22 protein-coding genes and 1 tRNA gene are annotated in these 21,783 nt (G+C 62.3%); 19 read left to right on the plus strand and 4 right to left on the minus strand.

Annotation, left to right across the window (positions count from 1 at the left end; all coding sequences use genetic code 11):
- Positions 1 to 56: 56 nt before the first annotated feature.
- A tRNA-Phe gene (locus BUB23_RS07735) sits at positions 57 to 132 on the minus strand.
- Between the two features lie 168 nt (positions 133 to 300).
- Here BUB23_RS07735 and hemA point away from each other — a divergent pair.
- Genes hemA through BUB23_RS07760 form a run of 5 tightly spaced genes read left to right on the plus strand, consistent with a single transcriptional unit; the run spans position 301 to position 4,464 of the window.
- Positions 301 to 1,575, plus strand: coding sequence for a glutamyl-tRNA reductase (gene hemA, locus BUB23_RS07740; protein ID WP_073102695.1), 1,275 nt, complete (start codon positions 301 to 303; stop codon positions 1,573 to 1,575).
- Positions 1,576 to 1,635: 60 nt separating this feature from the next.
- Positions 1,636 to 2,715 (plus strand): peptide chain release factor 1, encoded by a 1,080-nt coding sequence (gene prfA, locus BUB23_RS07745; RefSeq protein WP_073102509.1) that lies wholly within the window; start codon positions 1,636 to 1,638, stop codon positions 2,713 to 2,715.
- Positions 2,716 to 2,719: 4 nt separating this feature from the next.
- Positions 2,720 to 3,535: a peptide chain release factor N(5)-glutamine methyltransferase gene (gene prmC, locus BUB23_RS07750; RefSeq protein WP_073102510.1), complete on the plus strand. Its 816-nt coding sequence runs from the start codon at positions 2,720 to 2,722 to the stop codon at positions 3,533 to 3,535.
- A 24-nt stretch (positions 3,536 to 3,559) separates the two neighbouring features.
- A complete protein-coding gene (gene grxD, locus BUB23_RS07755; protein ID WP_073102511.1) occupies positions 3,560 to 3,886 on the plus strand; it encodes a Grx4 family monothiol glutaredoxin in 327 nt (108 codons plus the stop codon).
- Positions 3,883 to 4,464, plus strand: coding sequence for a UbiX family flavin prenyltransferase (locus BUB23_RS07760; RefSeq protein ID WP_073102512.1), 582 nt, complete (start codon positions 3,883 to 3,885; stop codon positions 4,462 to 4,464). Before grxD ends, BUB23_RS07760 begins: the two co-directional genes overlap by 4 nt.
- A 73-nt stretch (positions 4,465 to 4,537) precedes the next feature.
- Here the strand turns inward: BUB23_RS07760 and ttcA are convergent, their stop codons facing one another.
- A complete protein-coding gene (gene ttcA, locus BUB23_RS07765) occupies positions 4,538 to 5,542 on the minus strand; it encodes a tRNA 2-thiocytidine(32) synthetase TtcA (RefSeq protein WP_073102513.1) in 1,005 nt (334 codons plus the stop codon).
- A 17-nt stretch (positions 5,543 to 5,559) separates the two neighbouring features.
- Positions 5,560 to 5,919, minus strand: a complete 360-nt coding sequence (gene folB, locus BUB23_RS07770) for a dihydroneopterin aldolase (RefSeq protein WP_073102514.1) — start codon at positions 5,917 to 5,919, stop codon at positions 5,560 to 5,562.
- A 111-nt stretch (positions 5,920 to 6,030) separates the two neighbouring features.
- On the opposite strand from folB, the gene BUB23_RS07775 reads away from it, so the two are divergent.
- The gene (locus BUB23_RS07775; protein ID WP_073102515.1) at positions 6,031 to 6,969 is read left to right on the plus strand and encodes an NAD(P)/FAD-dependent oxidoreductase; all 939 of its coding nucleotides are present in this window, start codon (positions 6,031 to 6,033) and stop codon (positions 6,967 to 6,969) included.
- 12 nt (positions 6,970 to 6,981) lie between these two features.
- Here BUB23_RS07775 and BUB23_RS07780 read toward each other — a convergent pair whose 3' ends face one another.
- Positions 6,982 to 8,751, minus strand: a complete 1,770-nt coding sequence (locus BUB23_RS07780) for a M61 family metallopeptidase (RefSeq protein WP_073102516.1) — start codon at positions 8,749 to 8,751, stop codon at positions 6,982 to 6,984.
- Positions 8,752 to 8,783: 32 nt separating this feature from the next.
- On the opposite strand from BUB23_RS07780, the gene BUB23_RS07785 reads away from it, so the two are divergent.
- The 13 genes from BUB23_RS07785 (at position 8,784) to BUB23_RS07845 (ending at position 21,748) form a co-directional block, all read left to right on the plus strand.
- Complete coding sequence (locus BUB23_RS07785) at positions 8,784 to 9,560, plus strand: enoyl-CoA hydratase (RefSeq protein WP_073102517.1); 777 nt, start codon at positions 8,784 to 8,786, stop codon at positions 9,558 to 9,560.
- Between the two features lie 248 nt (positions 9,561 to 9,808).
- On the plus strand, positions 9,809 to 10,210 hold the full coding sequence (locus tag BUB23_RS07790; protein WP_245801196.1) for an ATP synthase subunit I: 402 nt from the start codon (positions 9,809 to 9,811) through the stop codon (positions 10,208 to 10,210).
- A gap of 61 nt (positions 10,211 to 10,271) precedes the next feature.
- Positions 10,272 to 11,153 (plus strand): F0F1 ATP synthase subunit A, encoded by an 882-nt coding sequence (atpB, locus tag BUB23_RS07795; RefSeq protein WP_073102519.1) that lies wholly within the window; start codon positions 10,272 to 10,274, stop codon positions 11,151 to 11,153.
- A gap of 104 nt (positions 11,154 to 11,257) precedes the next feature.
- Positions 11,258 to 11,500: a F0F1 ATP synthase subunit C gene (atpE, locus tag BUB23_RS07800; RefSeq protein WP_073102520.1), complete on the plus strand. Its 243-nt coding sequence runs from the start codon at positions 11,258 to 11,260 to the stop codon at positions 11,498 to 11,500.
- Positions 11,501 to 11,625: 125 nt separating this feature from the next.
- On the plus strand, positions 11,626 to 12,096 hold the full coding sequence (locus BUB23_RS07805; RefSeq protein WP_073102521.1) for a F0F1 ATP synthase subunit B: 471 nt from the start codon (positions 11,626 to 11,628) through the stop codon (positions 12,094 to 12,096).
- Positions 12,097 to 12,109: 13 nt separating this feature from the next.
- A complete protein-coding gene (locus BUB23_RS07810) occupies positions 12,110 to 12,649 on the plus strand; it encodes a F0F1 ATP synthase subunit delta (protein ID WP_073102522.1) in 540 nt (179 codons plus the stop codon).
- A gap of 35 nt (positions 12,650 to 12,684) precedes the next feature.
- Positions 12,685 to 14,226: a F0F1 ATP synthase subunit alpha gene (atpA, locus tag BUB23_RS07815; RefSeq protein ID WP_073102523.1), complete on the plus strand. Its 1,542-nt coding sequence runs from the start codon at positions 12,685 to 12,687 to the stop codon at positions 14,224 to 14,226.
- A 100-nt stretch (positions 14,227 to 14,326) separates the two neighbouring features.
- Positions 14,327 to 15,235 (plus strand): F0F1 ATP synthase subunit gamma, encoded by a 909-nt coding sequence (gene atpG / locus BUB23_RS07820; RefSeq protein WP_073102524.1) that lies wholly within the window; start codon positions 14,327 to 14,329, stop codon positions 15,233 to 15,235.
- A 48-nt stretch (positions 15,236 to 15,283) separates the two neighbouring features.
- The gene (atpD, locus tag BUB23_RS07825) at positions 15,284 to 16,705 is read left to right on the plus strand and encodes a F0F1 ATP synthase subunit beta (RefSeq protein ID WP_073102525.1); all 1,422 of its coding nucleotides are present in this window, start codon (positions 15,284 to 15,286) and stop codon (positions 16,703 to 16,705) included.
- Between the two features lie 9 nt (positions 16,706 to 16,714).
- Complete coding sequence (locus BUB23_RS07830) at positions 16,715 to 17,137, plus strand: F0F1 ATP synthase subunit epsilon (RefSeq protein WP_073102526.1); 423 nt, start codon at positions 16,715 to 16,717, stop codon at positions 17,135 to 17,137.
- 297 nt (positions 17,138 to 17,434) lie between these two features.
- Complete coding sequence (locus tag BUB23_RS07835) at positions 17,435 to 18,223, plus strand: hypothetical protein (RefSeq protein ID WP_073102527.1); 789 nt, start codon at positions 17,435 to 17,437, stop codon at positions 18,221 to 18,223.
- Positions 18,224 to 18,251: 28 nt separating this feature from the next.
- Entirely contained in the window at positions 18,252 to 19,328 is a 1,077-nt protein-coding gene (gene hemE / locus BUB23_RS07840; RefSeq protein ID WP_073102528.1) for a uroporphyrinogen decarboxylase, read from the plus strand.
- Positions 19,329 to 19,636: 308 nt separating this feature from the next.
- On the plus strand, positions 19,637 to 21,748 hold the full coding sequence (locus tag BUB23_RS07845; RefSeq protein ID WP_073102529.1) for a primosomal protein N': 2,112 nt from the start codon (positions 19,637 to 19,639) through the stop codon (positions 21,746 to 21,748).
- Positions 21,749 to 21,783: the final 35 nt, after the last annotated feature.

Below are 21,783 nucleotides of genomic sequence, written 5' to 3' on the forward strand. Positions count from 1 at the left end.
GAGGCTTAATTTTTTGTTGGCTGTGCTGTTTTTATAGGTATTGCAAATAGCTGCTTTGGTGGCCTGGGGCGGAATCGAACCACCGACACAAGGATTTTCAATCCTCTGCTCTACCGACTGAGCTACCAGGCCATCATCAAGAAGGCGAAATAGTACACTAAAAACAGAATGTGCGCTTTGCGCCACGCTTATTCCTTTATCTGCATCAAGTTTGCGCTGAAACAAATCGAAATGTCAGGAAAAGTTCAGGGGAGATTATAATCAGCCTGTTCAAGTACTTGGCCTGTGCTCATCCTCTACATGTCTGTCGACGTTTTAACTTTCGGTCTGAATCACGTTTCCGCTCCCGTATCGGTGCGGGAACGCGTGTCGTTTCCGATAGACTTGCTAAAGCCCGCCCTCGACGGCTTGCGCTCGACCTTCGGCCAGTCGGTGAAAGAAGCCGCCATACTTTCCACCTGTAATCGCACCGAAATCTACTGTGCGGCCGATCCGCAGGTGTCTGAACACCTGCCGTCCTGGCTGGCCGATTTCAACAGCCTGGAAACGGGCAGCCTGCAGCCGCATCTGTACCGGTACCAGCAGAACGACGCCGTCCGCCATGCATTTCGCGTGGCCAGCGGCCTGGACTCCATGGTGCTGGGCGAGCCCCAGATCCTCGGCCAGATGAAGGACGCGGTGCGGGCGGCCAGCGCGGCGGGTTCCCTGGGAACCTTGCTGCACCAGCTGTTCCAGCGCACGTTTTCGGTAGCCAAGGAGGTCCGTTCGCAAACGGCCATCGGGGCGCATTCGGTTTCCATGGCCGCCGCGGCGGTGCGCCTGGCCGAACGCGTCTTTGGCGACCTGTCGCAGGCCAGCGTGCTGTTCATAGGCGCCGGCGAAATGATAGAACTTTGCGCCACCCACTTCGCCGCGCTCGGCCCGCGCCACATGGTGGTGGCCAACCGCACTCTGGAACGGGCCGATATGCTGGCTTCCCGGTACGCGGCCAGGACCATGAAGCTGTCCGACATCCCCGACAAGATCGCGGATTTCGACGTCATCGTTTCCTGTACGGCAAGCTCCTTGCCCATCCTCGGGTTGGGGATGGTCGAAAGGGCTACGCGCTCGCGCCGCCATCGCCCCATGGTGATGGTGGACCTCGCCGTTCCGCGCGATATCGAAACCGAAGTCGGCCGCCTGGCCGACGTCTACCTGTATACGGTCGATGACCTGGGCCGCATGGTCCAGAGCGGCACCGACGCGCGCCGCGCCGCGGTGGTCCAGGCGGAGGCCATTATCGAGACGCGGGTGCAGAACTTCATGCACTGGCTGCAAAATCGCGAAATCGTGCCCGCCATCATCGATTTCCAGCAGGCGGCCGACCAGGTCCGCCAGAGCGAGCTCGACCGCGCCCGCCGCATGCTGGCGCGCGGCGACAGTCCCGAGCTCGTGATGGAGCAACTGGCCCACGGCCTTACGCAAAAATACCTGCACGGCCCCATGGCCGCCCTGAACCGCAGCGAAAGCGACGAGCGCCAGCAGTTGCTCAAGCTGCTGCCCCGCCTGCTGCCCCGCACCGAACGTCATCGTTAGCGGCGCTCTCTCCCTGGTGTTTGCGCGCGCTTTCTATAACTGTTTACCCCTTTCCTATTTATGAAAAGTTCCATACGCAATCGGCTGGAGCAGCTTGCTCGCCGATTGGTCGAAGTCGATGCCTTGCTGGCCGAGCCTGAAATCGCCGGCGATATGAACCGCTACCGCAAGATGTCGCGCGAGCGCTCCGAACTGGAGCCCGTGGTGACGGCGTTCGCCGCCTATACCGGCACCGAGGAAGACATCCAGGCCGCCCAGGACATGATGAGCGACCCGGAAATGCGCGACATGGCCGAAGAGGAATACAAGCTCGGCAAGGACAGGCTGGAACAGCTGGCCGCCGATCTGCGGGTATTGCTGCTGCCGCGCGATCCCGACGACGGGCGCAGCGTCTTCCTGGAAATCCGCGCCGGCACCGGCGGCGACGAAAGCGCCCTGTTCGCCGGCGATTTGCTGCGGATGTATACCCGCTATGCTGAAAACAAGGGCTGGAAAGTCGAACTGATATCCGAAAGCGCGGCCGAGATAGGCGGCTACAAGGAGGTCATCGTCAGGCTCGACGGCGACGAGGTTTACGGCCAGTTGAAGTTCGAGTCCGGCGCGCACCGGGTGCAGCGCGTTCCCGAAACGGAAACGCAGGGCCGCATCCATACCTCGGCCTGCACGGTGGCGGTCCTGCCGGAGGCCGATGCGCAAAGCGATATCATCATCAATGCATCCGATTTGCGCATCGATACCTACCGCGCCAGCGGCGCGGGCGGGCAGCATATCAATAAGACCGATTCCGCGGTGCGGATCACGCACTTGCCCACCGGCCTGGTGGTGGAATGCCAGGACGACCGTTCCCAGCATCGCAACAAGGACAAGGCCATGCAGGTGCTGGCGGCGCGCCTGAAAGACAAGCAGCAGCAGGAGCAGCACAGCAAGGAGGCGGCGCAGCGCAAGAGCCTGGTGGGCACGGGCGACCGTTCCGAGCGCATACGCACCTACAATTATCCGCAGGGGCGGGTGACCGACCATCGCATCAACCTGACGCTCTACAAGCTGAACCAGATCATGGAGGGCGACCTCGACGAGCTGACCGGCGCCTTGCGGGCCGAGCACCAGGCCGAGCAGCTTGCCTCCCTGGGGCAGGACTGACGCCATGGACAGCCTGCGCAGCCTGTCGCGCGACAGCAAGCTGCCGCGACTCGAATGGCAGATGTTATGGCAGCATGTATTGCAAGTGCCGCGCGCCTGGCTGATCGCCCACGACACTGACCCGCTGGCGCCCGAGGCGCTGGCCAGGTTCAGCGACCTCCAGGCCCGGCGCCTGGCGGGCGCTCCCATGGCCTATCTGCTGGGGCGCCGCGAATTCATGGGGCATGACTTCGAGGTATCGCCCGCCGTGCTGATCCCGCGCCCCGAAACCGAACTGTTGGTCGAGACCGGGTTAGACTACCTCAAAGGGCGGGCGGCGCCCCGCGTGCTGGATCTGGGCACGGGCAGCGGCGCCATTGCCGTATCGATTGCGCTCGCGTGCCCGGCGGCCACCGTGCTTGCCACCGATCTGGACCCCGACGCCTTGGCCGTGGCGCAGGCGAACGCGCGGCGTTTGGGCGCCCGGGTCGAGTTTTTGCGCGGTAATTGGTACCATGCCCTGTCCGGCCATAAGGGCTTTGACCTGATCGTCTCGAATCCGCCGTATATTGCGGCTGGCGATTTTCATCTGCAAGAGGGCGATGTGCGCTTTGAGCCCATCGCCGCCCTGACGGATGGTTCCGACGGCCTGACGGCGCTGCGGGCGATCATTCACGGGGCGGGCCCATGGCTGGCGCCGCAGGGCGCCTTGCTTGTGGAGCATGGATGGGACCAGGCGCAGGCAGTGCGCCAACTTTTGCGGCAAGCCGGTTTCAAACAGCTTGCCAGTCTGCCAGACCTGGCCGGTATCGACCGGGTCACCGGCGGTATTTATAATTAACTTTTTCCTGGAAACGAGAGCATCATGAGCGAAGTTCAAGATTTTATTCGTGAAACCGTCACGGCCAACCCCGTTGTGCTATTCATGAAGGGTACCGCGCAGTTCCCGCAATGCGGCTTTTCCGGCCGCGCCATTCAAATTCTGAAGGCATCCGGCGTGACCAAGCTGGTCACGGTGAATGTGCTCGACGACGACCTGGTCCGCCAGGGCATCAAGGAATACTCCAACTGGCCCACGATTCCGCAGCTGTATGTGGCCGGCGAATTCGTCGGCGGCTCGGACATCATTGCCGAAATGCACGAAAGCGGCGAGCTCGCAACGGCATTGAAAGAGGCCGGGGCGCTTGCGTGACAGCCAGGCGGCGGCTCGTAGTCGGGATCACGGGCGCCACCGGCGCCATCTACGCGGTGCGCATGCTTCAGGCGCTGCGCGGCGTGGCCGATGTCGAATCGCACCTGGTGGTGTCGCCGCCGGGCGTGCTCAATATCAAGTATGAGCTCGGCCTGAGCCGCCAGGACGTGCACAGCCTGGCGGACCAGGTCTACAATTTTCGCGATGTGGGCGCGGCCTTGTCCAGCGGCGGCTTCGACACGGCCGGCATGGTGGTCGTGCCATGCTCGATGCGCACGCTCGCGGCCGTGGCCCATGGCCTGTCCGACAACCTCGTGACGCGCGCCGCCGACGTGACGCTCAAGGAACGCCGGCGGCTGGTCATGATGGTGCGCGAGACGCCGCTGAATTTGGCGCATCTGCGCAATATGACGGCGGTGACGGAAATGGGCGGCATTATCTTCCCGCCGCTGCCGGCTTTCTACCATCATCCCAAGACGCTCGAGGAAATGGTGGACCATACCGTCGCCCGCGTGCTGGAGCTCTTCGGCATCCACGTGCCCGGCCCCCACTGGGAAGGCATGGCCCATACTCAGTAATCAGTCGCTTTCCAGTCCCGGCGCCAGTCGTCCAGAGGCGCCCGGCTAGGGGCGCCCGGCCAGGGGCGCCCGGCTAGGGCAGGGTGCGCAGGTCGGTCATGAAGACGACCTTGCGCGCGGGTGCGTCAGCGTCCTCTGTGCCGCCGGGCTCGCCGCCGCCCATGGCCGGCATCGGCGGGGCGTCGTAGTCTTCGGCATCGAAAGCGATGTCGCCGTTCTCGTCGGCCTGCCCGGTCGCCTGCAGGCCGGCGAAGTCGAACAGGTCTTTATCCATCAGATGGGTGGGCACCACGCGCGACAGGGCGCCAAAAACATTCCATGACCGGCCGGGGAATTTCTTGTCCCATTCGGCGATCATGCGCCCGACCTCCTTGCGCTTGAGGTTTTCCTGGGAGCCGCACAGATTACAGGGGATGATGGGGAACTGTTTCAGCTCGGAATAGGCAATCAGGTCTTTTTCGGGCACGTAGGCCAGGGGCCGGATCACGATATGCTGGCCGTCGTCGGACATGAGCTTGGGCGGCATGGCCTTCATGCGCCCGCCGTAGAACAGGTTCAGGAAGAATGTGCCCAGGATGTCGTCGCGATGGTGCCCCAGCGCGATTTTCGTGGCGCCCAGTTCGCTGGCCACCCGGTACAGGATGCCGCGGCGCAGGCGCGAGCACAGCGAGCACATGGTCTTGCCTTCGGGGATCAGGCGCGTGACGATCGAATAGGTGTCCTGGGTCGCGATATGGAAGGGAACGTTGATGGACCGCAGGTACTCGGGCAGGATATGCTCGGGGAAGCCGGGCTGTTTCTGGTCCAGGTTGACCGCGATAATATCGAAGTCGATGGGCGCCCGCGCCTTCAGGGTAAGCAGGATGTCCAGCATGCTGTACGAATCCTTGCCGCCGGACAGGCACACCATGACCTTGTCGCCGTCCTCGATCATGTTGAAGTCGCTGATGGCGCGGCCGGCTTCGCGGACCAGGCGCTTGGCCAGCTTGTTTTCGTTGACGCGCTGCTTTTGGGCGCGGCGGCTCGCGTCGTCCGGGCCGGGTTCGCTGGTGTCGGGAAGTAGGGTGTCGGCTTGCATGGCAATAATGAAGTGGTTCAGCGGCTGCGTTGCAGTTCGATGCCGACGGCGGCGCAGTCGGAAAAGGCAAGTGGCTTGCTGATGCGGATTTTAACCTGCTGCACATCCGGGAATTCACGCAGTATCCGGGCCACGACGCGCTCGCTCAGCGTTTCCAGCAAGTTGACATGGGCGTGAGTGCACTCGTCGACGATGGCATGGCGCAGCAGGCGATAATCCAGTACGGTTTGGATGTTCTGGTCATGGACCTCCTGGGCGATATCGACGTCGAATTCGGCATCGATATGCAAGGGCTGCGTGGCGCGCAGCTCATGCTCGAGGATGCCAATGCGTGCGTCCAGCGCAAGCTGGTTGAAGAAAATGCGTCGGGTGGGCATAAGGTCGGCCTTGTAGAATTGCTTGAATTGTAGTGCCTAGTGTCCTGTTTGGTTAATTCAAACAGGACACCAGTCGATGAATGGAGCGAACAAGAATATGTCGGAAAAGATATGAGCGCGCATGGCAAGGCGTTCGATGCGCTGATTATCGGCGCCGGCCCGGCGGGTGTGTCCTGCGCTGTCTGGCTGGCGCGCCTGGGTTTTTCGCCCGCTCTGCTCGAAGCCGGGGCGCAGGTGGGCGGCCTGTGCCGCGACAATCCGTTTATCGACGAATGGAATGCCTCCCTGCCCGGCGTGAGCGGGCCGCAGGTCGCCGATAACCTGGCCCTCAGCCTGCGGCAGGCGATGGTTCCGCTGTGGCTTTCCTGCGCGGTGGGCCGCGTCGCGCCCGCCGATTCAGGCTTCGCCGTGACGGGCGCGGGCCTGCCCGGCCAGTTGCTGGCGCGGCATATCGTCCTGGCCACCGGCGTGCGGGCGCGCCCGCTGGCGGATGCGGGTGCCGATCCGGCTGGCGGGCCAGGCGCTGAAGCGCCCGCGGCCGCCGCGCCGCCCGCGGGCATTCTGGTCGGCCCCGGCGCGCATATCGTGGCCCAGGACTTCCGCGGCAAACGGGTCGCCGTTCTGGGCGGGGGCGACAACGCCTTCGAGAATGCGCTCTATGCCATGGAACATGGCGCCGCCAAAGTGCATATCTATGCGCGCACTATCAGGGCGCAGCGGCAGTTCGTGCGCAAAGTGCCGCCTGCTGGCGTTTCAGCCGGCGGCTATCGCGTCGATGCCGCCGGCCGCAGTGTGAATGGCGAACCCTACGATTTGTTATTGGTGTTTTACGGCTGGGAGCCCTGTATGCGTTTTGCCGATGCGCTGGGCCTGCAGCGCAGCGCCCAGGGTTTCATCGCGACCGACATGCAGACCGCGCAAACCAGTTGCCAGGGCGTCTATGCCATAGGCGAGGTCGCCCAGCGGCAGCACCCCTGCGTGGTCACCGCCCTGGCCGACGGCGTGACCGCCGCCAAGGCCATCCAGGCGAAGATCGAGGCCGGGCAGTAGCAGGCCTTTCCGTCACCCTTTGCGTTCCAGCACGCATTCGGTTGCGGCGGGGGCATTGAGCATGACATCGAAGCCGCGCAGCTCATCGCGGCGGAATACGAAAACCGTCACCACATCCCCGGCCTGGTAGGAACGCAACAGGCGTTCGAGCGAGGTGTTGTCGGTGACCCGCAAGCCGTTGACGGCGACCAGCACGTCGCCCGCCGACAGGCCCGCGGCATGGGCGGCGCCGCCTTCATAGACCGTCGCCAGCTGGGTTTCGCCATGGCTGCTGCGCAGGCGCGCATCCAGCGAGGCGCTGCCGGGCGGCGGCTTCCACGCCAGCGCAACTCCTTGCGACGCCAGCAATGCTTCCACCGGCACGTCGTCGCGCGCATAGGCGTGGCGCGCAATGAAGCCGGAGACGTCGACGCCGGTGGCTTCCCGCACGAGGGCGGGCATGGCGTCTTCGGCCATGCCTCTTGCCGCGCCGCGGTAAAAATCCCGGCCATAGCGCTGCCACAGCAGCCGCATTACGTCATCCAGCGAGCGCGCGCCTTTGGATTCCTGGCGGATGACGATGTCCAGCCCCAGGGCGACCAGCGAGCCCTTGGTGTAGTAGCTGACCAGGGCATTGGGCGAGTTCTCGTCCTGCTTGTAATAGCGTGTCCAGGCGTCGAATGAGCTTTCGGCGACGCTCTGCTTGTAGCGGCCCGCGCTGCGGTGGACGTTGCTTATGGTTTTGCCGAGCAGGCGCAGGTAGTCGGCTTCCTCGATGACGCCGGCGCGCAACAGCATCAGATCGTCGTAGTACGAGGTAAAACCCTCGAAGACCCACAGCAGCCGCGTGTGGCTTTCCCGGCTCAGGTCATAGGGGGCGAAGCGCGCCGGCTTGATGCGCTTGACGTTCCATGTGTGGAAATATTCATGGCTTACCAGCCCCAGAAAGCTCTGGTAGCCTTCGCCGGCGTCGGGCTGGCCCAGCACCGGCAGGTCATGGCGCGAGGCCATCAGGGCGGTGGAGGCGCGGTGCTCCAGGCCGCCGTGGCCGTCGCCGGTGACCATGGTCATGAACACATAGCGGTCCGACGAATCCAGGAAGGGGGCCTGCCTGCTTTGCGGCTCAAAGAATTCGATCTGGGCGGCGCAGATTTCATGCGCGTCCGAGGCGATGCGTTCGAGGTCCAGTTTTGGAATGACGCCGGTAAACACCATTTCGTGCACGGCGCCGTGCGCCTCGAAACGCACGACCTGCGGCGTGCCCATTTCCACCGGATGGTCGATGAGCGCATCGTAATCGGCGGCGGCATACATGCCGAAACCATGCCGCTGCGCGGCCTGCGGATGATGCCCGGCCTCGGGCAGGCTGGTGTAGACCTTCCAGTCGTCGGCGTGCGGCGGGGGGCAGATTTCCACCAGGCAGGGTTCGCGCTCCTGCCCCGCGACGCATAAAAAGACGCTGGTGCCGTTGAAGAAAGCATGCGACTCGTCGACATGCGCGCCGCGCACGGAAAGGTCCCATGCATAAACACCGTACTCGAGGACGAGGGGGCCCGGGCAGGGCGCGCACAGCCACGTGTGGCTGCCGCTCTTGGCCACCGCAACGGGCTTGCCGCCGCTATAGGCCTCCATTGTTTCCACTTGCCGCGAGAAATCCCGGATAAGATAACTGCCTGGTATCCACGCAGGCAGGGACACTTCCTGCCCGTTCGGGGCCGGGTCCTGGATGGTCAAGCGCACCTTGAGTCGGTGACCGGCGGGATCAAAAGGCGTTACGCTATAAAGTATGGATTCTTTTTTCATCCCTATATATTACTTTGCAACGAGGAGACAGCATGGAAGCGCCATTGGTAAAAATAGAGGTTCGCGGCCGCGTGGGCTTGCTTACGCTGAACAGGCCCAAGGCGCTGAACGCGCTGAGCAACGCGGTCATTGACGAGCTCGCCGAGGCTTTGCGGGCTTTCGATGCCGACGAGAACATCGGCGCCATGGTGCTGACAGGCAGCGAAAAGGCCTTTGCCGCGGGCGCGGACATCGGCGCCATGCAGGGCTGGTCGTACATGGATGTGTACAAGCAGGACTACCTGGGCGGCAATTGGGAATCCCTCAAGCGCATACGCAAGCCCATCATTGCGGCCGTGGCCGGCTATGCCTTGGGCGGCGGCTGCGAACTGGCCATGCTTTGCGACTTCATCATCGCGGCCGACAACGCGCGCTTCGGCCAGCCCGAAATCAAGCTGGGCGTGATTCCGGGTTTTGGCGGCACGCAGCGCCTGCCGCGCGCGATCAGCAAAGCCAAAGCCATGGACCTCGTGCTTACCGCGCGCATGATGGATGCAGCCGAGGCCGAGCGCGCCGGCCTGGTCTCGCGCGTCGTTCCCGCCGAGCGGCTGCTCGACGAGGCCATCGAGGCCGCCACCATCATCGCGTCCATGTCCCTGCCGTCCGTCATCATGGCCAAGGAATGCGTCAACATGGCGTACGAAGGCGCGCTCGGCGACACGCTGATGTTCGAGCGCCGGAATTTCCATGCGCTTTTCGCCACTGAAGATCAAAAGGAAGGCATGGCGGCGTTCGTCGAAAAGCGCAAGCCCGAATTCAAGCACAAATAAGCGCTGCGGCGTTCAGGGGCGATTCAGGTGGTATCCTGATCGCACCGCGAGCGGAAAGTGTTGTATGAAATGCGTATCCAGGCCCGCGGGGCCTTGGGGCGGTTGTGCGGGCAGTTGCCTGGATATCAGAAATAAAGTTATACTCTTGCAGTTTGCCGCATTCGGTACAAACCCTTGCCGGCTGTGCTTTGCACAGCGGGCCATGCAGCAAACCGGATGGTGTCGGTATGGAAATCGAAACACGCCTTGTGCTTACCGAGCAGGAACGCGCAGCGATAAAACGCAGGGCAGGCAATGGTATTCTTCGTACCCTTGCGGCCCAGGCGATTATGGCCGGCGCGGCTGTGCTGGTGTCATGGGGGGTGTCGGGGGCCGCGGCGGCTGTTTCCGCTTTGGTCGGCGCCTGCGCCTATTTTGTTCCCAATGCGCTTTTTGCGCTGCGCTTGCTGCTGGGCATTTTCGGCCCTGTGAAATCGAATCCGTTCACCTTTTTTCTGGGTGAGGCGTTGAAGCTTGGTTCCGCGGTCGGCGCGCTGGTGCTTGTGGCCTGGCTGGGCCGCGATTGGGTGGTGTGGCCCGCGATGCTGTTCGGGTTGTTGTGCGTTTTGAAAGGCTACGTGCTGCTGCTTGTGTTTCGCAAGCTGCCGTAGCGGTACAAGTTAATTCACGGGCCTTGCGCTCCGGTTAAAAGCTTACAGGATAAGGTTACAGATGGCTGCCGCTCAAGATATTTCGCCCCAGTCTGCGTACATTCAACACCACCTGGTGCACCTGAATAGTGTGGGTGAAAAACAGTCGGCCATCGCCGATTTCAGTGTCGTCAACTACGACTCGCTGTTCTGGTCCATCCTCATGGGGCTGGTCGTCGTGTTCATGTTGTGGCGCGCGGCAAAAATGGTTACCGCCGGTGTTCCCGGCCGTTTCCAGGCCGCCATCGAGATGCTGGTCGACATGGTCGAAGAGCAGGCCAAAAGCATAGTCCCCAGCGAACTCTCCCGCCGTTTCGTCTCGCCCCTGGCGCTGACCGTGTTCTTGTGGATCATCCTCATGAATGCGCTGGATCTGGTCCCCGTGGACTTCCTCGCCTGGGTGTTCCGCCTGACCGGCCTGGGCGCCGAACACCATGATGTCCTCTATTATCACCGCATCCTGCCGACGGCCGACCTGAACGTGCCCATGGGCATGGCCCTGGGCGTGCTGCTGCTGATGTTCTATTACGGCATCAAGATCAAGCACCCCGGCGGCTTCGTCAAAGAATTGTTCACCGCTCCCTTCCACGCCCACGGTATTGGCGCCCTGGTGCTCGCGCCGTTCAACTTCCTGTTGAACTGCATCGAGTACGCCGCCAAGTCGGTTTCACTGGGCATGCGGTTGTTCGGCAACATGTTTGCCGGCGAGCTTATTTTCATGTTGATCGCCTTGTTGGGCGGCGCATGGACCGGATTTAATGGCGCAAGCATAGGCTTGGGTATAGGCCATGTGTTGGCGGGATCGTTGTGGGCGGTTTTCCACATACTTATCGTGCTGCTGCAGGCGTTTATTTTCATGATGCTGACTCTCGTATACGTGGGTCAGGCTCACGAAGGCCATTAATAGTTTTCGGTTCGGGCAGTTTCGCCCGGCCGGGGTGCAAGATGTTCTTGCAAAAGCAGTTTTTTTGACTTTTTGATTACACGGTTATTAACCAAGGAGTTGTTATGACCAACGTTGCTTTCGTTGCTCTAGCTTGCGGTCTTATTATTGGTCTCGGCGCTTTCGGTGCTTGCATTGGTATCGCTTTGATGGGGGGCAAATATCTGGAAGCTTCTGCTCGTCAGCCTGAACTGATGAACGCTTTGCAGACCAAAATGTTTTTGTTGGCCGGTCTCATCGATGCTGCGTTCCTGATCGGTGTTGGTATCGCCATGTTGTTTGCTTTCGCCAACCCGTTCGTCGGGTAAGCATTGCAGCCCGCCGCTGGCGGGTTAAGCAGCCGCAGGCGCCGGGTCTAGGCAGTCTGCGGCATGGACATCAGGTGTTGTGCAGCCAGGCTGCCCGGCACTACGGGTATTAAAGGGAAACGACCGTGAATTTAAACGCGACTCTCTTTTTTCAGATGATCGTGTTTTTCGTGCTGGGCTGGTTTACGATGAAATTCGTATGGCCGCCTCTCACGAAAGCAATGGATGATCGCCGTCAGAAAATTGCCGATGGCCTCGCGGCCGCCGACAAGGGCAAGGCCGATCTGGCCCAGGCCCAGGCGCGTATCAGCCTAATCGAGGCTTCTGCGAAAACGGAAAACCATGCTCGCATGGTCGAGGCCGAGAAACAGGCCGCGGTGCTCATCGACCAGGCTCGGCGTGAAGGCGAGGCCGAGAAGGCGCGCATCATCGCCCAGGCTCAGCAGGACGCCGCCCAAGAGGCTCAGCGTGTACGCGAAAGCTTGCGCGCCGACGTCGCCATTCTTGCCGTCAAGGGTGCAGAACAGATTCTCAAGCGGGAAATCGATGCACAGGCACATGCCGAGCTGTTGAATCAGCTTCAGGCTCAACTCTAAACCAGGGCAGGCCATGGCTGAACTATCGACTATCGCTAGACCGTACGCCGAAGCGTTGTTCGCAACGGCCCGCGACGACCAGGCTGGCCTGGCGTCATGGTCGAGTCTGGTGGCCGAGCTGGCTCAAGTGGCTAGCCTCGGCGATGTGCGCGAAGCACTGACAGACCCGCGGCTCAACGCCGCTCAGCGCATCGAGCTGTTTGCGGGGCTGATCAAGACTCCGCTTTCGGCTGCGGCGCGCAACTTCATCGAATTGCTGGTGAGCAACAACCGTATACTGGTGTTGCCGCAAATCGCCGAGCAATTCGAAATACTGAAAAACCGGCACGAAGGCACGGCGCTGGCTCAAATCAGCAGCGCCTACGCGCTAAGCGACGAGCAGGTCCAGAAGCTCGTGTCCGGGCTTGAAAAAAAGTTTGGTCTCAAGCTCAAGCCGGCCGTCACCATCGATACCAGCCTGATAGGCGGTGTGCGCGTGACCGTTGGCGACCAAGTACTTGATACTTCTGTGCAGGCCCAGTTGGCCCGCATGCGCGATACGCTGGCCGCCTGATGCGCGCCAGATAACAGGATTCCAGGAGTCTGAACATGCAACTTAATCCGTCAGAGATCAGCGAACTGCTCAAGAGCCGCATCGAAGGCTTGGGCGCGTCGACCGACGTACGTACGCAAGGCACGGTCGTTTCCGTGACCGACGGTATTACCCGCATCCACGGTCTGTCCGACGTGATGCAAGGCGAAATGCTTGAATTCCCGAATAACGTGTTCGGTCTCGCGCTCAACCTCGAGCGCGATTCCGTGGGCGCGGTTATTCTGGGCGATTACACTGGGGTGTCGGAAGGCGACCCGGTCAAAACCACAGGCCGCATTCTGGAAGTGCCCGTCGGCCCCGAGTTGCGCGGCCGCGTGGTCGACGCGCTGGGCGTGCCCATCGATGGCAAAGGCCCTGTCAATGCCCAGGCCACCGACATCATCGAAAAAGTCGCGCCCGGCGTCATTGCCCGCAAATCGGTGTCGCAGCCTCTGCAGACCGGCATCAAGGCAATCGACTCCATGGTGCCTATCGGCCGCGGCCAGCGCGAGCTGATCATTGGCGACCGCCAGACCGGCAAGACGGCTGTCGCCGTCGACACCATCATCAGCCAGAAAGGCAAGAACGTCACCTGCGTGTACGTCGCCATCGGCCAGAAGGCGTCGACCATCAACAACGTCGTGCGCAAGCTCGAAGAGCACGGCGCGCTGGAATACACCATCATCGTTGCCGCCGGGGCGTCCGAATCGGCCGCCATGCAGTACCTTTCGGCCTACTCGGGCTGCACCATGGGCGAATACTTCCGCGATCGCGGTGAAGACGCCCTGATCATCTATGACGACCTGACCAAGCAGGCCTGGGCCTATCGCCAGGTTTCGCTGCTGCTGCGCCGCCCGCCGGGCCGCGAAGCCTACCCTGGCGACGTGTTCTACCTGCACTCCCGCCTGCTCGAGCGCGCCGCGCGCGTCAACGAAGAGTACGTGGAAAAGTTCACCAACGGCGCGGTCAAGGGCAAAACCGGCTCGCTCACGGCGCTGCCCATCATTGAAACCCAGGCCGGCGACGTTTCCGCCTTCGTTCCGACCAACGTGATTTCGATCACCGACGGCCAGATCTTCCTGGAAACCGACTTGTTCAACGCCGGCGTGCGTCCCGCCATCAACGCGGGCATTTCGGTTTCCCGTGTCGGCGGCGCTGCGCAAACCAAGGTCGTCAAGAAGATGTCCGGCGGCATCCGCACCGACCTGGCCCAGTATCGCGAGCTGGCCGCCTTCGCGCAGTTCGCGTCCGACCTGGACGATGCCACGCGCCGCCAGCTGGAACGCGGCAAGCGCGTGGTCGAACTGCTCAAGCAGCCGCAGTACCAGCCTTTGCAGGTATGGGAGCTGGCGGTGACCTTGTTCGCGGTCAACAACGGCTACCTGGACGATCTCGAAGTCGGACAGATCCTGTCCTTCGAAAAGGCGCTCAAGGATTATCTCAAGTCCAAGCATGAAGGCATGGTCCAGCGCATCGAGGACACCAAAGAACTGTCCAAGGATGACGAGGCCGAATTGGTTGCAGCCATACAAGAGTTCAAAAAGCACGGTGCTTTTTAAGTTTGACTGGCGAGGGTGATGAAGCACTTGCTTCAGTATCCATACGCACGGCGGGGTCCGCTCAGGCGGCACCGCTATAACGCCCTTTCAGGAAAGAGCGATGGCCGGAATTAAGGAAATTCGAACCAAGATCAAGAGCGTGCAAAACACGCGCAAGATCACCAAAGCCATGGAGATGGTCGCGGCATCCAAAATGCGCAAGGCGCAGGAACGGATGCGCGCGGGCCGTCCCTATGCAACCAAGGTAAGGGATATTGCCGCCAACTTGATGCAGGCGCACCCCGATTACTCCCATCCCTACATGGAAGAACGCAACGTGCGCGCGGTGGGCATGGTCGTGATCAGCACCGACAAAGGTTTGTGCGGCGGCTTGAACACCAACATCATGCGGCTGGTGCTGGCGCGTCTGAAAGAGTTCGAGAAGCAGGGCATCAAGGTGCAGGCGACAGCCTTGGGCAACAAGGGCGCCGGCGTCTTGACGCGCATCGGCGCGAATCTGGTTTCGCAAGAGGTGCATCTGGGCGACATGCCCAACCTGGCGCGGCTCATCGGCGCCATCAAGGTGCAGATCGACGATTTCGTCAATGGCAAGATCGACGCCATCTACATGGCGACGAACCGCTTCGTGAACACCATGAAGCAGGACCCAAGCTTCATCCGCCTGCTGCCTTTGCCCAGCGGCCTGGAAGATCCCTTCCAGTCGGAAGCCTACGACGTCCAGAACGACGAAGGCGTGGTCAAGGCGACATACGGCTGGGATTACATCTACGAGCCAGACTCCAAATCCGTCATCGATGATTTGTTGATGCGCTACGTGGAGGGCCTGGTGTATCAGGCTGTCGCGGAAAACATGGCTTCCGAGCAGTCGGCTCGCATGGTGGCCATGAAGTCGGCATCCGACAATGCCAAGAAAGTCATTGGCGAGCTGGAGCTGGTTTACAACAAAACCCGCCAGGCTGCCATTACCAAAGAAATTTCAGAAATCGTGGGGGGCGCTGCCGCTGTTTAAGCGTAAACAGAAAGGCATCCCGTCAAAGATATTTAGCAAGGACTAAACATGAGCAACGGTACCATCGTTCAGTGCATCGGCGCCGTGGTGGATATTCAGTTCCCCCGCGACAGCATTCCAAAAATCTACGACGCGCTCAAGCTTGTCGACGACAGCTCGGCATTCGCCGAAGCCGGTCTGACATTCGAAGTGCAGCAACAGCTGGGCGACGGCGTGGTGCGTACGATTGCCATGGGCTCCAGCGACGGCTTGCGCCGCGGCATGGCCGTGGCCAATTCCGGCGCGCCCATTTCGGTTCCCGTCGGCCTGGGCACCCTGGGCCGCATCATGGACGTGCTGGGACGCCCCATCGACGAGCGCGGCCCGATCCAGAGCGACGAACTGCGCTCCATACACCAGGACGCCCCCAAGTTCGACGAGCTTTCCCCCTCGGTCGAACTGCTCGAAACCGGCATCAAGGTCATCGATCTGGTCTGCCCGTTCGCCAAGGGCGGCAAGGTCGGCCTGTTCGGCGGCGCCGGCGTGGGCAAGACGGTCAACATGCTCGAACTGATCAACAACATCGCCAAGGCGCATAGCGGCTTGTCGGTGTTCGCCGGCGTGGGCGAGCGTACCCGCGAAGGCAACGACTTCTACCACGAAATGGCTGAAGCCGGCGTCATCAAGCTGGACAACCTTGCCGAATCGAAAGTGGCGATGGTGTTCGGCCAGATGAACGAGCCTCCCGGCAACCGCCTGCGCGTGGCGCTGTCGGGCCTGACCATGGCCGAGAAATTCCGCGACGAAGGCCGCGATATCCTGTTCTTCGTGGACAATATCTACCGCTATACGCTGGCCGGAACCGAAGTCTCGGCGCTGCTGGGCCGCATGCCCTCGGCCGTGGGCTACCAGCCTACGCTGGCCGAGGAAATGGGCAAGCTGCAGGAACGCATCACATCGACCAAGAAGGGCTCGATCACATCGATCCAGGCCGTATACGTTCCTGCCGATGACTTGACCGATCCGTCGCCCGCCACGACCTTCCAGCATCTGGACTCCACCGTCGTGCTGTCGCGCGATATCGCCGCGCTGGGTATTTACCCGGCCGTCGATCCGCTCGATTCCAGCAGCCGCCAGCTCGATCCCCAGGTGGTCGGCGAAGAGCACTATGCCGTCGCCCGCGGCGTGCAGCAAACGCTGCAGCGCTACAAGGAATTGCGCGACATCATCGCCATTCTGGGGATGGACGAACTTTCCCCCGAAGACAAGCAGGCAGTGGCGCGCGCCCGCAAGATCCAGCGCTTCCTGTCCCAGCCTTTCCACGTCGCCGAAGTCTTTACCGGCTCGCCCGGCAAATACGTTCCGCTGACGGAAACGCTGCGCGGCTTTAAAATGATAGTCGATGGCGAGTGCGATGCCTTGCCCGAACAGGCTTTCTACATGGTTGGTTCTATCGACGAAGCCTTCGAAAAAGCCAAGAAACTCCAATAAGGACTACACATGGCCTACTTGAATGTTGACGTGGTCAGTGCAGAGGAATCGATTTTCTCCGGCGAGGCGAAATTCGTGACACTGCCTGGCGAGTCTGGCGAACTGGGCATCCTGCCCGGCCACACGCCGCTCATTTCGCGCATTCGCCCGGGAACGGTCAAGGTCGTTCAGCCCGACGGTTCCGAAGTAAACATCTTCGTGGCGGGCGGCATCCTCGAGATCCAGCCCGGCGCGGTGACGGTGCTGTCCGACACGGCCATCCGCGCCGAAGACCTCGATGAAGCCAAGGCTATCGAAGCGCGCAAACACGCCGAAGAAGCTTTGCGCAACACCAAGGACAAGGCCGACATCGCCGTGGTCGAGGCTGAACTCGCGATGCTCGCCGCGCAGGCTGCGGCGGCCCGCCGGCTCGGCCAGGGGCGCAGGCACTAGGCAGGCCAGGCCGTTCAGGCGGCCTGCGCACGCAAGAAGGGCACCCCGCGGGGTGCCCTTCTTGCGTGTCGTCCTCCCCGCCGCGAGCGGGCGGATAAGCAGAGCGGATGGATAAGTAGTTTCCGAGTTAAGAGTTTTCCGAATTGCCGCCCCCCGGCCTTCTCATTACTCTTGTGGCATGGGCGCTGGTTTCTTTGCCGCACGCGGGTATCGCCAGCGCGCCCCTTCGATGCGCATTGCCATTCAATGCCGCGTCGGGCGGTTTGATGGCAGGCAGGCTTTACCTCGGGAGGACCCATGAGAGAACATCTGGATTGCGCCATTTTCGGCACGACTTGCAGCGAGCCATGGGTAAGCCCGTGGCTCGCCGCCCACACGGACGGCAGGCTGCGCTTGCACAGCCTGGGCGCCGTGGACGCCAGCCATCCCGCTTCGGCGGCCGCGCTGGCCGCGTCGTCGATGCGGCTCAGGCGCTTCGATGCCTGCCTGCTGCCCGTGGCCGAGCAAAACCTGGCATGGGCCCGCAGGGCCTTGTCGGCCTCCCGGGGTGTATTGCATACGCCGCTGCTGGCGCTGGCGCACCAACTGAAGGCCGCGGCGCTCGACGACCTGTACGCGCTCGGGCTGGCCGACTTCATCCGCGCCCCGGCCTGCCCGCATGAACTGCGGGCGCGCATTGAACACCTGCTCGACGACAGGCGCTATCATGTGGCGGTGGCCGCCCGCGGCCGCGTCGGCGAGTCGGCGCCGCGGTATCAAGGCGCGCCCGGCGCCGATACCCAGGAAGCCATATGCGCCAACATCCTCGATCGCAGCGGGCAGGAACTGGACGCCTACGCCGCGGCTTCCGCCTCGCGCTGCGCCACCTCCAAAGAATCTTTCCGGGCGGCCAAAAGCAAGGTGATCGAACGCTTCGAGCGCGCCTATATTACCGCGGCGCTGGGGCGCCATTCCGGCAATATCGCGATGGCCGCCCGCGCCGCGCAAAAGCACAGGCGCGCGTTTTGGGCGCTCATGCGCAAACACGAAATCGACGCCACGCCGTTTCGTGGCGCTCCCGCCCCCAATCGCGCCAGAGACGGGTAAAATCGGGGATCTTAGAATAAGGATAGACGTGACTGCACCTATTTTGAAAAACGATATCTTCCTGCGTTCGCTGTTGCGCGAGCCGGTTCCCTATACGCCGCTTTGGCTCATGCGCCAGGCGGGGCGCTATTTGCCCGAATACAATGAAACCCGCGCACGGGCGGGGTCTTTTCTGGCGCTGGCGCAAAACCGGGAATACGCCTGCGAGGTAACCTTGCAGCCGCTGCTGCGTTTCGACCTGGATGCGGCCATTCTGTTTTCCGATATCCTGACCATTCCTCACGCCATGGGGCTGGGGCTGGACTTCCTTCCAGGCGAAGGCCCCAGGTTCGCCCATCCCGTGCGCAGCGAGGACGACGTAAAAAAACTGGCCGTTCCCGACCTGTCCCGCTTGCAGTACGTATTCGACGCCATTTCCCTGATCCGCAAGGAACTCGACGGCAAAGTGCCCCTGATCGGCTTTGCCGGCAGCCCCTGGACCGTGGGCTGTTATATGGTCGAAGGGCAGGGGTCCAGCGACTACCGCCTGATCAAGACCATGCTGTACAGCCGCCCCGACCTGCTGCATCGCATCCTGGAAATCAATACCCAGTCCACCATTGAGTACCTCAATGCCCAGATCCAGGCGGGCGCCCAGGCCGTCATGATTTTCGACAGCTGGGGCGGCGTCCTGGCCGACGGCCAGTTCCAGGAGTTTTCCCTGGCCTACACGCGCAAGGTGGTGCAGGGCCTGATCCGCGAACACGAAGGGCGCACCGTGCCGGCCATAGTCTTTACCAAGGGCGGCGCTCAATGGATAGAACAGATCGCCGCTTGCGGCTGCGCGGCAGTGGGCCTGGACTGGACGGCCAACCTCGCCCAGGTAAGGCAGCGCACCGGGGACTCTGTTGCGCTGCAAGGCAATCTGGATCCCATGGCATTGTTCGGCGGCGAGGCGGCTATCCGGGCCCAGGCCAGGCGCGTCATCGACGATTTCGGCCCGGTGAAGAACGGCGGCCATGTCTTCAACCTGGGCCATGGCATATCGCGCTTCACGCCCCCCGAAGCCGTGACCGCGCTGGTGGACGAGGTCCACACCTACAGTCGTTCCAAGCATCAGATCTAAATGAATCAAGGGGGAAACCCCTTGATTCAAGGCCGCTGCACCGAGGTTGTGCACAATTTAGTGTGCTATGCACAATGAGTTTTCATTCATAAGTTACCCTTTAGCTTATTCTTATAAGCTACTGTTTTATAAGTAAATAATCGGTTTGTTAAGAGATATTTTCGAAAATTTACTTGTCACCTTGTTGACTTTTACCAAGTTGTTCTCAAGTTTTTCCCCAAAGTTATCCACAGGCGCGGGGCCCATGCATCAAAACTCGCTTGCCGCCTGCATTTAGGATGCATAGCAAGAATTCACTTGAAGTATCAATGCCAGATATCAGCGTCGTCGAACCGCCTTTCCATCCCTGCCCGGGCGCGGCGCCGCAGGCCGTCTTCTGGATACGGGTAGCGCTGGACGTTCCACTGCTCGACGTGTTCGACTACCGTTCCCCGGCCGCCGTGCCCGTCGGTTCCAGGGTCATCGTGCCGTTTGGCCGCCGCAGGCTGGTGGGGATAGTCGTGGCGACGCCCGCCGAGCCCGCCATCGCGCCCGAACAGATCAAGGACGTCGACCAGGTGCTGGACGATACCCCTCCCATGCCTGCCGACTGGCTGCGCATGGCCTCTTTTGCGGCGCAGTATTATCAGCGGCCGATAGGCGAGGTCATGCTGCCGGCCCTGCCGCCTAGCCTGCGCAAGGTCAGCGCTTATCAGGGCAAGCGCTCGGCCGGAGGGCCCGTCAAGCGTCTGGACCGCCGCGCGCGCGTCCCGGCGCCCATCATGCCGGCCGATTGCGTACCGGCGCTGAACGCCGAGCAGACCGCGGCGGCGGATGCCATTGCCGCGTTGCAGGGCCACAAGACCATCCTGCTGTATGGCGTTACCGGCAGCGGCAAGACCGAGGTGTATCTGCATGCCGCCCAGGCCGCCTTGGCGCGCGGCCGGCAGGTGCTGTTCCTGGTGCCGGAAATCAACCTTACCCCGCAGCTCGAGCAATCCTTGCGCGCCAGGCTCGCGGGGCTGGCCGGGCCGCAAACCCTGGCGATCATGCACAGCGGCCTGGCCGATGGCGAGCGCCTGCAGGCGTGGCTGAGCGTCCAGCGCGGCGAGGCGCGCATCCTGCTGGGGACGCGGCTGGCGATCTTCGCGCCCATGCCGGACCTGGGCCTGATCATCGTCGACGAAGAGCACGACACCTCCTACAAGCAGCAGGACGGCCTGCGCTACTCGGCGCGCGATCTCGCCGTGTGGCGCGCACGCGATCGCAATGTGCCGGTCGTGCTGGGCTCGGCGACTCCCTCGCTGGAAAGCTGGAGCCACGCGCAGCGCGGCCATTACCAGCGCTATACCCTGGCCCGCCGCGCCCGCGATGTCGAGCTTCCCAAGGTGCGCCTGGTCGACACCCGGCGGCTGGCGATGCAGGAAGGCTTTTCGCCGCAACTGGTCACGGCATTGGGCGAGCGCCTGGAGCGCGGCGAGCAGGCGCTCATCTTTCTCAATCGGCGCGGCTATGCGCCGGTCCTCAATTGCGCTTCTTGCGGCTGGGTCAGCAACTGCCCGCGGTGCACGGCCTATACCGTGCTGCATCGGGCGGGCGCCAGGCGCAATCATCTGCAGTGCCACCATTGCGGCTATCAGGCGCGGGTGCCGCGCGCCTGCCCCGATTGCGGCGACCAGGATCTCAAGCCCATGGGGCGAGGCACGCAAAGGGTCGAAGAACACCTGGCCGAGCTCTTTCCCGCCGCCCGCATCGCGCGCATCGACGCCGACAGCACGCGCCTGAAGGGCAGCGCGGCCGCCTTGTTCGCCCAGGTCCATGCCGGCGAAGTGGATTTGCTGGTCGGCACGCAGATGGTGGCCAAGGGGCACGACTTCGCGAACCTGGGCCTGGTCGGCGTATTGAATGCCGACGCCATGCTGTTCGCGCAGGACTTCCGCGCGCCGGAACGGCTGTTCGCGCAATTGATGCAGGTAGCCGGGCGGGCGGGCCGCCACGCGGAGGGCGGCGAAGTCATCATCCAGACCGATTACCCCGAGCAAGCCGTGTATCAGGCTTTGCTGAAACACGATTACCCCGGCTTCGCCCAGTATGGCCTGTCCGAGCGCGAGGCGGTCGGGCTGCCGCCATACGCCCACCAGGCCCTGCTGACCGCCGAGGCCCGCGAACTGGCCACCGCCCTGGATTTCCTGGCGCATGCCAGGGCCTTGCTGGGCGAATATCCCGACAGTTTTCCAACGGCTTGCAGCATTACCGTCTACGACCCGGTTCCGCTGCGCGTGGTGCGCGTGGCCAACATCGAGCGCGCGCAATTGCTGGTCGAAAGCTCGAACCGGCCGGCCCTGCAGGCGTTCTTGACCGCATGGTCTTATGCTTTGGGAGACATCGCCCGGCGTTTTCGCGTGCGCTATAACCTTGAAGTCGATCCCCTGGAAATCTAAAGGCCCGCATTGAATTCATCCCGAGGTCATACCGT

It is taken from the genome of Pollutimonas bauzanensis (assembly GCF_900129885.1).
In the GTDB taxonomy this organism is placed as follows: Bacteria; Pseudomonadota; Gammaproteobacteria; order Burkholderiales; family Burkholderiaceae_B; genus Pollutimonas; species Pollutimonas bauzanensis.

Excerpts from the sequence above, each read along its gene's own strand:
- hemA (WP_073102695.1), top strand. The coding sequence starts at position 301 with ATGTCTGTCGACGTTTTAACTTTCGGTCTGAATCACGTTTCCGCTCCC.
- prfA (WP_073102509.1), top strand. The coding sequence starts at position 1,636 with ATGAAAAGTTCCATACGCAATCGGCTGGAGCAGCTTGCTCGCCGATTG.
- prmC (WP_073102510.1), top strand. The coding sequence starts at position 2,720 with ATGGACAGCCTGCGCAGCCTGTCGCGCGACAGCAAGCTGCCGCGACTC.
- grxD (WP_073102511.1), top strand. The coding sequence starts at position 3,560 with ATGAGCGAAGTTCAAGATTTTATTCGTGAAACCGTCACGGCCAACCCC.
- ttcA (WP_073102513.1), bottom strand. The coding sequence starts at position 5,542 with ATGCAAGCCGACACCCTACTTCCCGACACCAGCGAACCCGGCCCGGAC.
- folB (WP_073102514.1), bottom strand. The coding sequence starts at position 5,919 with ATGCCCACCCGACGCATTTTCTTCAACCAGCTTGCGCTGGACGCACGC.
- BUB23_RS07775 (WP_073102515.1), top strand. The coding sequence starts at position 6,031 with ATGAGCGCGCATGGCAAGGCGTTCGATGCGCTGATTATCGGCGCCGGC.
- BUB23_RS07780 (WP_073102516.1), bottom strand. The coding sequence starts at position 8,751 with ATGAAAAAAGAATCCATACTTTATAGCGTAACGCCTTTTGATCCCGCC.
- BUB23_RS07785 (WP_073102517.1), top strand. The coding sequence starts at position 8,784 with ATGGAAGCGCCATTGGTAAAAATAGAGGTTCGCGGCCGCGTGGGCTTG.
- atpB (WP_073102519.1), top strand. The coding sequence starts at position 10,272 with ATGGCTGCCGCTCAAGATATTTCGCCCCAGTCTGCGTACATTCAACAC.
- atpE (WP_073102520.1), top strand. The coding sequence starts at position 11,258 with ATGACCAACGTTGCTTTCGTTGCTCTAGCTTGCGGTCTTATTATTGGT.
- BUB23_RS07810 (WP_073102522.1), top strand. The coding sequence starts at position 12,110 with ATGGCTGAACTATCGACTATCGCTAGACCGTACGCCGAAGCGTTGTTC.
- atpA (WP_073102523.1), top strand. The coding sequence starts at position 12,685 with ATGCAACTTAATCCGTCAGAGATCAGCGAACTGCTCAAGAGCCGCATC.
- atpG (WP_073102524.1), top strand. The coding sequence starts at position 14,327 with ATGGCCGGAATTAAGGAAATTCGAACCAAGATCAAGAGCGTGCAAAAC.
- atpD (WP_073102525.1), top strand. The coding sequence starts at position 15,284 with ATGAGCAACGGTACCATCGTTCAGTGCATCGGCGCCGTGGTGGATATT.
- BUB23_RS07830 (WP_073102526.1), top strand. The coding sequence starts at position 16,715 with ATGGCCTACTTGAATGTTGACGTGGTCAGTGCAGAGGAATCGATTTTC.
- BUB23_RS07835 (WP_073102527.1), top strand. The coding sequence starts at position 17,435 with ATGAGAGAACATCTGGATTGCGCCATTTTCGGCACGACTTGCAGCGAG.
- BUB23_RS07845 (WP_073102529.1), top strand. The coding sequence starts at position 19,637 with ATGCCAGATATCAGCGTCGTCGAACCGCCTTTCCATCCCTGCCCGGGC.